This window comes from Haloglomus litoreum (assembly GCF_029338515.1).
GTDB lineage: Archaea > Halobacteriota > Halobacteria > Halobacteriales > Haloarculaceae > Haloglomus > Haloglomus litoreum.
In genome coordinates this window covers 3,666,489-3,678,029 of the sequence record NZ_CP119988.1, presented here as the reverse complement: position 1 = coordinate 3,678,029, position 11,541 = coordinate 3,666,489, and the positions used below count along the sequence as shown (strand labels likewise).

Sequence of the window (11,541 nt, the reverse complement as noted above, 5' to 3'; positions counted from 1 at the left end):
GTGAGAACGCTTTTCAGGGCCAGAAACTGCTGTTACCGGATTAATATACCCTGGGTGGTAGCCGTGAGTGAGTCAGGATGGCGCCGAACAATCCCAAGGTCCTCGTGGTGGAGGACGACGCACTGCTGGCTGACCTGTATGCGGACTGGCTCCGGGTCGACTACGAGGTCGAGGTGGTCCACGGTGGGGAGCCCGCGCTGGAACGACTGGCCGAGGGCGGCATCGATGTCGTCCTGCTGGATCGGCACATGCCGGACGTCTCCGGTGACGAGGTGCTGGTGACGCTCCGGGACTGGGGGCTCGATGCGCGGGTCGCGATGGTGACGGGGGTCACCCCCGAGATGGACATCCTGGAGATGGGGTTCGACGACTACCTGCTCAAGCCCGTGGACCGGGAGACGCTCGTGGGGACCGTCGAGCGGCTCCGCGAGCGCAGCACGTACGAGGAGCTCCGCATCGAACTCGGGTCGCTCCGGGTGAAGCGAAACGTCCTGCAGCTCGAGCAGTCCGAGCGTCGGCTGGCGGGAGATGGCCGGTTCGAGCGGCTCTGCAACCGCATCCGGCATCTCGAGGCGATGGTCGCCGAGCGCCGCTCGCAGGTCGGCATCCAGCCGGTCGCCGACGACTGAGGTCTCTCGACCCGACATCCGGCCGGCCCGCAGACGACATCCTCTTTCCCACGCGGCCGTGAGTGCTGTTCACGCACGCCACCACCATGCCACGTCACCTAGGACACCGTCAAAGCGTATTATGGACCTTAGTTGCGGTTAGTGAACCATTAGTCCTTAACAGGAACCCTCTTATGCGGCGTCGGGTGAGGTGTTGACATGCAGGAACGCACGACAGGGTCCGCGAGCGACGACGACGCGACGCTCCTCGCCGACCCCGAGGACCACCGCGCCAACTGCGGCGTCGGGGTGGTCTTCGACCTCGACGGCGACGGCGGCCACGACGTACTGGCGGACGGGCTCGACCTCCTCGAGAACCTCGAACACCGCGGGACGACCGGCGCCGAGGAGAACACCGGCGATGGCGCGGGCGTCCTCATCCAGATCCCGGACGAGTTCTTCCGCGACGAACTGGATGTCGACCTCCCGCCCGCCCGGGAGTACGCCGTCGGCTCCGTCTTTCTCCCGCAGGACGACGAGGCCGCGGCGAGCCTCCAGGCGGTCGTCGAGCAGGAACTCGCCGACCAGGGCCTCGAGACCTTCCACTGGCGCGGCGTCGAGACGGACAACTCGATGCTGGGCGAGACCGCGGTCGAGAGCGAACCGCAGGTCGCACAGGTGTTCGTCCGGCCCGAGGGGGCGTTCGACGCCGATGCATTCGACCGCGCGCTGTACGTCGGGCGGCGGTCCATCGAGAACCGCCTCGAGGACGAACAGCCCACGGGCGCCGAGCGCTTCTACATCGTCTCGCTGGACCGCAAGACGCTCGTCTACAAGGGACTCCTCAAGGCCGACCAGCTGGCGGGCTACTTCCCCGAACTCGGCGACGAGCGGATGGCGTCGACGTTCGCGATGGTCCACGCCCGCTTCTCGACGAACACGCTCGGCGCCTGGCACCTCGCCCATCCGTACCGCAACATCATCCACAACGGCGAGTTCAACACCATCCAGGGTAACATCAACTGGATGCGGGCGCGGGAGACGGACATCGCGCACGAGGACTACGGCGACGACATCGAGCGGATCAAGCCCATCATCGACGACCCGGAGCAGTCCGACACCGCGTCCGTCGACAACGCCCTCGAACTCCTCGTCGAGGGGGGCCGTGACCTCCCGCACGCCCTGCGGATGCTCATCCCCGAGGCGTGGCGCAAGGACGGCAACCACGTGCCCGAGGAGCGCCAGGAGTGGTACGACTACCACGCCTCGCTCGTCGAGCCGTGGGACGGCCCGGCGCTCGTGGCGGCGACCGACGGCGACCGCATCGGCGCCGTCCTCGACCGCAACGGGCTCCGCCCCTGCCGCTACGACGTGCTGACGGACAACACGCTCGTCATGGCCAGCGAGGCCGGCGCGCTCGACCACGACCCCTCGGAAATCGAGACGCGCGACCGGCTCCAGCCCGGCCAGCTCTTCCTGGCGGACCCCGAGGAGGGCCGGGTCATCCCGGACGAGGAGGTCTTCGACGGCCTCCTCGACGAGAAGTACGGCGAGTGGGTCGACGACGAGCAGGTCGACATCGACGACATCGCCGACCGCGAGGATCGGGCCCCCCGCGACGACGTGGACGGGCTGCGGGCCCACCAGGCGATGTACGGCTACACGTACGACGAGATGGACCACCTGCTGGAGCCGATGGCGAGCGAGGGGAAGGACCCCGTCGGCTCGATGGGCGACGACACGCCCCTCTCCGTACTGTCGCAGTTCAACCGGCCGCTGTTCACCTACTTCAAGCAGCTGTTCGCGCAGGTCACGAACCCGCCGCTGGACTACATCCGCGAGGAGGTCGTCACGTCGATGGAGACGCGGCTGGGCAACCAGCGCAACCTGCTGGACGAGACGCCCGCGCACGCCCGGCAACTGGTCTGTGACTCGCCGGTGCTGACCGACGCGGAGACGGCGAGCATCAAGGACCTCGACGGCGACGAGGGGGACCTCTCCTCGACGGTCGTCGACATCACCTACGACCCCGACGAGTTCGCGAGCCTCGAGGCCGCGGTCGAGGCCCTCCGCGCCGAGGCGAGCGAGGCCGCCGACGAACACGACATCGTCGTGCTGTCGGACCGCGCGGCCGGCGAGGACCGCGTCCCGGTTCCCTCGCTGCTCGCGGTCGGCGGCGTCCACCACCACCTCGTCCGCAACGGCCTGCGCAACCGCGCGGGCCTGGTTCTCGAATCGGGTGACCCGCGTGCCGTCCACCACTTCGCGACGCTCATCGGCTACGGGGCGGGCGCCGTGAACCCGTACCTGGCCTTCCAGTCCATCTCCGACCTCGTCGCCGGCCCGGACGGCGCCGACGAGGAGGCGGCTGTCGACGCGTACGTCCACGCCGTCGAGGACGGGCTGCTGAAGACGATGGCGAAGATGGGCATCTCGACGGTCGAGTCCTACCAGGGTGCCCAGATCTTCGAGGCCGTCGGCCTGGACTCGGACTTCGTCGCCGAGTACTTCGAGGGCACCACCGCTCGCACCGAGGGTATCGGCATCGAGGACGTGGAGGCCGACCTCCAGAAGCGCCACGAGGTCGCGTGGGGCGAGGAGGCCGACCTCGAGCGCCAGGGCGAGTACGAGCACCGCTCGGACGGCATCTTCCACGAGTGGAACCCCCAGTCCGTCGGGGCGCTCCAGCAGGCGGTCCGCACCGGTGACTACGAGCGCTACGGCGACTTCGCGGACCTGATGAACGAGCAGACCGAGCAGCTCCAGACCCTGCGTGGCCTGCTGGAGTTCGACTCGGACCGCGACCCGGTCGACATCGACGACGTCCAGCCGGTCGAGGAGATCGTGAAGCACTTCTCGACGGCCGCGATGAGCCTCGGGAGCCTCTCACCGGAGGCCCACGAGAACAACTCCATCGCGATGAACCGGCTCGGCGCCAAATCCAACACCGGCGAGGGTGGCGAGCCGCCCGAGCGCTTCGACACGGAGAAGGAGTGCAACATCAAGCAGGTCGCCTCGGGGCGCTTCGGGGTCACCTCGGACTACCTGACGAACGCCGAGGAGATCCAGATCAAGATGGCCCAGGGCTCCAAGCCCGGCGAGGGCGGCCACCTGCCCGGCAAGAAGGTCAACGAGATGATCGCACACGTCCGGTACGCGACGCCGGGCGTGGGCCTCATCTCGCCGCCGCCGCTGCACGACATCTACTCCATCGAGGACCTCAAGCAGCTCATCCACGACCTGAAGGCGGCGAACCCGGACGCCGACATCAACGTCAAGCTCGTGAGCGAGGCCGGCATCGGCACCATCGCCGCGGGTGTGGCGAAGGCCAACGCCGACGTGGTCCACATCTCGGGCCACTCCGGCGGGACGGGCGCCTCGCCGAAGACGAGCATCAAGAACGCGGGCCTGCCGTGGGAGCTCGGCCTCGCCGAGGCCAACCAGATGCTCCGCGCGACGGACCTGCGCAACCGCATCCGCGTGACGGCCGACGGCGGCCTGAAGACCGGCCGCGACGTGGCCATCGCCGCGCTGCTGGGCGCCGAGGAGTACGTCTTCGGCACCGCGTCGCTGGTCACCTCGGGCTGCGTGATGGCCCGACAGTGCCACGAGAACACCTGCCCCGTCGGCGTCGCCACGCAGCGCGACGAGCTCCGCAACCGGTTCCCCGGCGAGCCCGACCACGTCATCAACTACATGACGTTCATGGCCCAGGAACTGCGCGAGATCATGGCCGAGCTGGGCTTCGAGTCGCTGGACGAGATGATCGGCCGGCCGGAGTACCTGGCCCAGCGGACGGACGTGAAACAGGAGAAGGCGAGGAAGCTCGACCTCTCCTCGGTCATCGCGCAGCCGCCGGGCGACCAGCGCCGCAAGACCGAGCCCCAGACCCACGAGGTCGACGAGCAGCTCGACTGGGAGATCATGGACGAACTGGGTGACGCCCTCGAGACGGGCGAGCCCGCCCATCTGGACATGGAGATCGACAACCAGCACCGCGCCGTCGGTGCGACGCTCTCGAACCACATCTCGAAGGAGCACGGCATCGACGGGCTCCCCGAGGACACGTTCCGCATCGACTTCGACGGCGTCGCCGGCCAGTCGTTCGGCGCCTTCTGCAAGCACGGCGTCACGATGTCGCTGACCGGCAGCGGCAACGACTACGTCGGCAAGGGGCTCTCGGGCGGGAAGCTGGTCGTCCAGACGCCCAACTCGGCGCCGTACGAGCCCGAGAAGAACATCGTCATCGGCAACGTCGCGCTGTACGGCGCGACGCAGGGGCAGGCCTACATCAACGGGAAGGCCGGCGAGCGCTTCGCCGTCCGCAACTCCGGCGTGAAGGCCGTCGTCGAATCGGTCGGCGACCACGGCTGCGAGTACATGACCGGCGGCGTCGTCGTCTGTCTCGGCGACACGGGCAAGAACTTCGCCGCCGGGATGTCCGGCGGTGTGGCCTACGTCCTCGACCGCGAGGGCGACTTCGAGGACCGCGTCAACTACGGCATGGTCGAGACCACCCGTGAACTCGGCGAGCAGGACCGGCGCATGATGCGCCGCCTCGTCGAGAACCACGTCGCACACACCGACTCGGACCGCGCCGAGTACGTCCTCGAGCACTGGGAGGAGGAGCTCGAGAAGTTCGTGAAGGTGATGCCCGAGGCATACAGTCGCGCGCTCAGCGAGGGCGCAGAGGACGTCCGCGAGGACCTGCCCGACTCGGTCGGCCCCGACGCCGAGGCCGCCGGCGAGGGCTTCGCGGCCTCGACCGACGACTGACACGAGCTTTTTCACCGCGAGCTTTTTTGACGGCTCGGGTACCGCTTGACCGGCGGCGGAGCCGCCGGTCTGCGGGTACCACTCGCCGCAAAAAACGTTCAGAAAAAATGCCGCTGGCTCCCAGCGGTCGCCAGCGGTGGAACGCGCTCGCTTCGCTCGCGCGTATGCAGAGTCCTGTTGCTAGCCGCACCGAGCGTTTGTTGAATTCTGACTCGTCGAAATTATCAGTGGTTGACAGAAACGGCGTGCTGCATACAGAGACCAAGTTCAGTACGGAATCGTGGCGCGCCACTCGTTCTGATTTTGGTAACTGCCTCGAGTTGGCCGAGCCTCTCAGTCGCGAGTGCGTATATTGAGTCGAGCGCTGGCGCCACCGCCCGCCAGCTGGAGTCGCTGGCGTCTCGGTAGTCAGAACCCGCGGCTGCTTCTTCTCCGCCCACCGGTTGCGTCAGCGTACTTCGCCGACCACCAAGCGAGCACCCAGAGTGCGATGAAGCAGTTGGTAGCTACGACCAGCACCTCGAGGCCCGTGATGGGCGGGATCCAAATCGGCAGGAGGACGCGAACGTATAAATCGATGACGGCACCCAGCCCCATGAGGTCTGCCATGATGACCTGCTGGCGCCCCCACAGCCCGTACCTGAGCAGGTAGAGGGCGTAGCCGGCTGTGGTGACACCACTGCCGATGGCGTAGGCGTAGATGAACTGGCGGCTGAACAGCGTGCCGATGAAGTGGTTGAGCCACCTCCCCATGGGCGGCGGTAGTGTATGCTACCTGATAAGCGCTGGGCGGAACCGGGGTGTGGCGGCCGTTCTACAGCGCGGTTGATATCCCCGCCGTATCGAACAATTCGGTCGGACACTGGCACCCCATCTCGACCGATATGTGCGTTGTATTCAGCACGGCCTCACCGGACCATCAATGAGATAATATTTCAAAAACTATTCCAATCTTTCGAATTAAGATATTATATTCGGAATATATGATTTGTATAGTGGTTTGATAGATAATTCCTCGTTGGGTTCGCCCTCCGGAGTAGCCTTGCCTCGGCACAACCGCTATCCTCGACGCACTCGACCGCCCGATATGGCCACGCTCCAGCTCCTGCGCCACGCGACCCTCCGACTCGAACTCGGCGACACCACACTTCTCGTCGACCCGATGCTGTCCGAGCCGGGGGAGATGCCGCCCATCCCGAACTCGCCGAACGACCGGCGGAAACCCGCTCGTCGAGTTGCCGGACGCCCCGCTGGACCACGACGCACTGCTGGTGACGCATCTCCACCGTGACCACCTCGACGACGCGGCGCGCGAGGAATTGGCCGACGGGCAGCCGACGCTCTGCCAGCCCGACGACGCCGACGAGCTGGCCGACGACGGCTTCGACCCGCGCCCGGTCGACGATACGGCGGCGCTGGATGACCTGTCCGTGACGCGGACGCCGGCGCGGCACGGCTACGGCGACCTGGCCGAGCAGATGGGACCGGTGTCGGGGTTCGTGCTCGACGCCCCGGGCGAGCCGACCGTCTACCACGCCGGCGACACCGTACCGTACGAGGCCGTCCAGGAGACGCTGGACGAGCACGAGCCGGACGTTGTCGTGGCGAACGCCGGCGCCGCGCAGTTCACCGAGGGCCGACCCATCACGATGACGCCCGAGGACGTGGTGGCGCTGTGCGAGTGGACGGACGCGACCATCGTCGCGGACCACATGGACAGCATCAACCACTGCCTCGCGACGCGCGAGGACCTGCACACGGCGCTCGCCGAGGCCGGTGTCGAGGGACAGGTCGAGGTGCCCGACGACGGCGAGACGGTCGCCCTCTGAGTCGGCCGGTCCGACCGCCGACCGGCGCGGCGCGTCACAAGGCGTTTGGCGGTCGGCGCCGAGTCTCCGTCCGATGGCCGGCCTCGCCGACGTGTTCCTAACCCCGCTCGGGTTGCTCGCCCTCCTCGCGGTCGTGCCGATCCTGCTGCTGTACCTGGTCCGGCCGGACCCCCAGCGGCTGCGCCTGCCGACGCTGGAGTTCCTCGCGGCCGGGGAGGAGGGTGGAACCGACAGCGCCGCGCTCGAGACGCTCCGCCGGAACCTCCTGTTGCTCCTCCAGCTGCTGGTCGTGGTGCTGGTGGCGCTCGCGCTGGCCTCGCCGTACATCACGAGCACGGGGACCGCGACGGTCACGGAGACGGTGGTCGTGCTGGACACCTCCGCGAGCATGGCGGTCGAGGACGCGGGCGGGGGGAGCCGGTTCGTCCGGGCCCGGAGCGTTGCCCGGGAGTCGGTCTCGGAGACCACGTCCGTCGTGACGGCCGGCGCGACCCCACGGGTCCGGCTCCAGGGCGGCGGCGCGGCGGACGCCCGCGAGGTGCTCGACGGCCTCTCGCGGACGGACGCCACGGGCGACCTCGGGGCGGCCGTCTCGCAGGCGGTCGCCGTGGCCGACGAGGACGCACGCATCGTCGTCGTCAGCGACTTCGCCGGCGACGCCGCGTGGCGCGACGCGGTCGCGACCGCCCGCGGCCGTGGGTACACCGTCGACCTGCGGCCGGTCGGCGGCGACGCCACCAACGTCGGCTTCGTCGACGCCGAGTACGGCCGCACGAGCGTCACGCTCTCGGTGAAGAGCTACGCCGACCGCCCGGTCGAGCGGACGGTCAGCCTGGGCGGCGCCCGCGAGACGCTCGAGCTCCAGCCCGGCGACGTGGGGACCGCGACGCTGCCGGTCCCGACCGGCGACGCGACCGCGCGCCTCTCGCCCGGCGACGGGTTCGCGCTCGACGACCGGGTCGCCGTGGCCGGCCCCGAGGACGCGCGGGTTCGGGTCCTGCTCGTGAGCAACGACCGCGACCGGTACGTGACGACGGCGCTGGAGGTGCTCGACGAGGTCTCGCTGACGGTCGCCGAGCCGCCGGCGGCCGTGGAGGGTGAGTACGACGTGGTCGTCTTCGCGGGCGTCGACCGCCAGCGGCTGCTCCGGAGCACGCGCGAGGCCGCCGAATCGGTGACGCGCGAGGGCGGCGGCACCATCGTCGTCGCGCAGGACGACCTCGCGCAGGTCGGGTACGGCGGGCTCCTGCCGGTCGAGCCGACCGGGCGCGGGTCGAGTCCCTCGGTCCGGGCGAGCGACGACCCGCTCGTCCGGGGCATCAGCTTCCCGCCCCCGAGGTCGTACCTGACCGCCGAGTTGCGCAACGGCTCCCGGAGCCTCGTGCGGGCGAACGACTCGCCGCTCATCGCCCGTGGGCGACTCGGTGACGGTCGGACCCTCTACTACGGCTACCTCCAGGGCGCCAGCCAGTTCCAGTTCAACTACCAGTACCCGGTGCTGTGGAAACGGCTCGTCTACGAGGCGGCCGGGCGCGAGCCGCTCCCGCGGACCAACTACGAGACGGGGACGCGCCTCTCGGTCCCCAACGGGACGACAGTGACGGCCCCGGACGGGAGCCGGACCGCGGCCGACGGCTCGGTCACCCTGGACGCCGCGGGCCACTACCGGCTCGGCGACCGGCGGGTGGCGGCCGCGCTGCTCGACACGGAGGAGTCGAACGTCTCGGCTCCGGCGCTCCGGACCGGCCCCGGCGGCGTCGCACGCTCGCGGGAGGAGGTCGTCCAGCGGCCGCTGGACCTCTCGCCGGCGGTCGCGCTGGGAGCACTCGGGGCGTTGCTTGCCGAGGTGGCGCTGCTCCGGCACCGGGGTGACCTGTGATGGGCGCGCTCGATCCCCTTCCGGCCGGCGTACCCGGTTCCGGGACGCTCCAGGCTGGCCTCCCCGGGACCGAGGCGACCGAGTTCACTATCCGGGGTGTGACCCTCGGCGTCGAGCTGCCGCTCGTCGCGCTGGCGCTCCCGGTCGTGCTCGTCGCACTGGTGGCACTGACGGTCCACGTCCGCGGGGCGGGCGGTGACTGGAGCCGGCGGCGCCGGCTGGGGCTGCTGGCCTCGCGGGTCCTCCTCGCGACGCTGCTGGTGGCCGCTGCCGCCGGCCCCTACACGGTCACCGCCCGCGAGACACCCGGTGACCCCCGTGTCCGTCTGCTGGCCGACGAGTCCGACTCGATGGCCGTGACCGACGCGAACGTCGACGCGCTCGCGGCCGCCATCGAGGCCGAGGGCGTCCCCGTCAGCCGGTCGGTCGTCGGCTCGGGAACCACCTCGCGGCTGGGCGACGCCGTCGTCGCCAACACCGAGCCGGGGGCGGAACTCCTGGTCGTCTCGGACGGGCAGGTGACGGGCGGCCGGTCGCTGGGCGAGGCCGCCGAGGTCGCCGCGGGCGCCGGCGCCACCGTCCACGCGGTGCGGCTCTCGACCACGCGGACGGAGCGGTACGTCACGCTGGCCGGGCCCGCCAAGACCAGCGCCGGGGTCGGTAACAGCTTCCTCGTCCGTGTCGGCGGGACGGATCTGGGCTCGGAGAACGCGACCGTCACGGTCACGGCCGACGGGACCCCGGTGTTCACGGAGCAGATATCGGGCGCCGGGGCCGCGGAGTTCACGTACACCTTCGACGAGGTCGGCACGCACGAGGTGGTGGCCAGGGTCGACAGCGACGACGTCCACGACGGGAACGATGTCGTCCGGCGGAGCGTCCGCGTCGTCCCGAAGCCACGCGTCCTGTACGTCGCTCGCAACGAGTACCCGCTGGAGGGACTGCTCGACCGTCTCTACAACGTGACCAGCCGCCCCGAGGTCCCGGACGACCTCGACCCGTACCAGGCCGTCGTCCTGCAGGACCTCCCCGCCGACGAGGCGGGCAACGTGACCGCCCTCCAGCGGGCGGTCATCGACGGGACGGGGCTCGTGGCGGTCGGGGGGCGGAGCGCGTACGACAACGGCGGGTACGCGAACTCCTCGCTGGGGTCGATGCTCCCCGTCAGCGTCGGGGAGGGCGGCGGTCGGACGACGCGGATGGTGCTGCTGGTCGACGTCTCCGGTAGCTCGGAGGGGGGGATGGAGACCCAGAAGCGGGTCGCCCTCGACGTGCTGGAGCAGCTCGGTGACGGCAACGAGGTGGGACTCGTCGGCTTCAACTGGCAGGCCCACCTCGTCAACAACATCGTCCCGCTGGGGTCGAACCGGGAGCAGCTCCGCTCGAAGGTCCGGCGGCTGCGCAGCGGCGGCGGGACCGACCTCGGCGTGGGCCTGCAGGGCGCCGCCGACCTGCTCGACGGGCCCGGGACCGTCATCGTCATCTCGGACGGCCAGGCCCAGGACGTCACCACCCGGGCGGTCGCGCGGCGGCTGAACCAGCAGGGCGTGGAGGTCGTGACCGTCGGTGTCGGCCGGCGGGTGAACGAGGAGCTGCTGTCGGACGTGGCCGCGGCCACCGGCGGACAGTACCTGCGAGCCGACGAGACCGACCGGCTCCGGCTCCTGTTCGGCGGGGAGTCGCGGACCTTCGCCGCCGGGAAGCTGACCGTCGTCGACCGGAACCAGTTCATCACGGCGGGGGTCGAGCCCGAGTCTGACCCGGGGCTGGCCAACGAGGTATCGGTCAAGGCCGGCGCGGAGTTCCTCGTCGCCACCGGCGAGGGTGACCCCGCGCTGGCCCAGTGGCGCTACGGGCTCGGCCGCGTCGTCTCGGTCACGGCCTACGGCGTCGACGGCTCGCTGGACGGCCTGCTGGAGCGGCCGGACTCGCTCCTGCTGTCGAAGTCGGTCAACTGGGTCGTCGGCGACCCGGAGCGCGACGCCCGGGGTGTCGTGTCGGCCCCCGATGCCCGCGTCGGCGAGCAGGTGACGGTCCGGTACGTCGGTCGCGAGCGCCCCGAGGGCCCGCCGCGCTTCCGCCAGGTCGCACCCGAGACGTACGAGGCGACGCTGGTCCCCGAGGAACCGGGCTTCCGGGACGTGCTGGGGACCACCGTCGCGGTCAACTACCCCCGCGAGTACGAGGGGTACGGCCAGTCCGACGCGCTGGCCGGCCTCGTCCGGACGACCGGCGGGCAGGAGTTCCGTGCGGGCGAGGCCGCGGCCATCGCCGAGACGGTCAGGCAGTCCGCCAGCCGGACCCGCGAGGTCCGCCGGGAGTGGGGGTGGCTGTTGCTCGCCGCCGCGCTCCTGCTGTTCCTGCTCGAGGTGGCGGCCCGGCGGCTCTCGCGGTACCGCCGGCGAACCGCCTCGACCGCCACCGCTGCCGACGACTGACGGCGGGGACC

Annotated in this window: 6 protein-coding genes; 5 read left to right on the top strand and 1 reads right to left on the bottom strand. The window is 70.0% G+C overall.

The features are described from left to right. The first annotated feature begins 77 nt into the window (after positions 1-77). Together P2T62_RS18450 and gltB are read left to right on the top strand one after the other, a co-directional pair. Positions 78-629 (top strand): response regulator transcription factor, encoded by a 552-nt coding sequence (locus tag P2T62_RS18450; RefSeq protein ID WP_276258486.1) that lies wholly within the window; start codon positions 78-80, stop codon positions 627-629. Positions 630-827: 198 nt separating this feature from the next. Next, positions 828-5,384, top strand: coding sequence for a glutamate synthase large subunit (gene gltB, locus P2T62_RS18445; protein WP_276258485.1), 4,557 nt, complete (start codon positions 828-830; stop codon positions 5,382-5,384). Positions 5,385-5,792: 408 nt separating this feature from the next. On the opposite strand, the gene P2T62_RS18440 is transcribed toward gltB, so the two are convergent. Further along, the gene (locus P2T62_RS18440; RefSeq protein ID WP_276258484.1) at positions 5,793-6,137 is read right to left on the bottom strand and encodes a hypothetical protein; all 345 of its coding nucleotides are present in this window, start codon (positions 6,135-6,137) and stop codon (positions 5,793-5,795) included. A gap of 482 nt (positions 6,138-6,619) precedes the next feature. On the opposite strand from P2T62_RS18440, the gene P2T62_RS18435 reads away from it, so the two are divergent. The 3 genes from P2T62_RS18435 to P2T62_RS18425 all read left to right on the top strand — a co-directional run bounded on the left by P2T62_RS18435 (position 6,620) and on the right by P2T62_RS18425 (position 11,530). Next, complete coding sequence (locus P2T62_RS18435; protein ID WP_276258483.1) at positions 6,620-7,213, top strand: MBL fold metallo-hydrolase; 594 nt, start codon at positions 6,620-6,622, stop codon at positions 7,211-7,213. 73 nt (positions 7,214-7,286) lie between these two features. Further along, positions 7,287-9,092 carry a DUF7408 domain-containing protein gene (locus tag P2T62_RS18430; protein WP_276258482.1) on the top strand — a complete coding sequence of 602 codons (1,806 nt, stop codon included), beginning with the start codon at positions 7,287-7,289 and terminating at the stop codon, positions 9,090-9,092. Further along, a complete protein-coding gene (locus P2T62_RS18425; protein ID WP_276258481.1) occupies positions 9,092-11,530 on the top strand; it encodes a VWA domain-containing protein in 2,439 nt (812 codons plus the stop codon). The genes P2T62_RS18430 and P2T62_RS18425 overlap by 1 nt, the downstream gene beginning before the upstream one ends. The last annotated feature ends 11 nt before the right edge of the window (positions 11,531-11,541 follow it).

Bases quoted from the DNA above. Each gene is read 5' to 3' on its own strand.
- P2T62_RS18425 (WP_276258481.1), top strand. From the start codon at position 9,092: ATGGGCGCGCTCGATCCCCTTCCGGCCGGCGTACCCGGTTCCGGGACG.
- P2T62_RS18450 (WP_276258486.1), top strand. From the start codon at position 78: ATGGCGCCGAACAATCCCAAGGTCCTCGTGGTGGAGGACGACGCACTG.
- gltB (WP_276258485.1), top strand. From the start codon at position 828: ATGCAGGAACGCACGACAGGGTCCGCGAGCGACGACGACGCGACGCTC.
- P2T62_RS18440 (WP_276258484.1), bottom strand. From the start codon at position 6,137: ATGGGGAGGTGGCTCAACCACTTCATCGGCACGCTGTTCAGCCGCCAG.
- P2T62_RS18430 (WP_276258482.1), top strand. From the start codon at position 7,287: ATGGCCGGCCTCGCCGACGTGTTCCTAACCCCGCTCGGGTTGCTCGCC.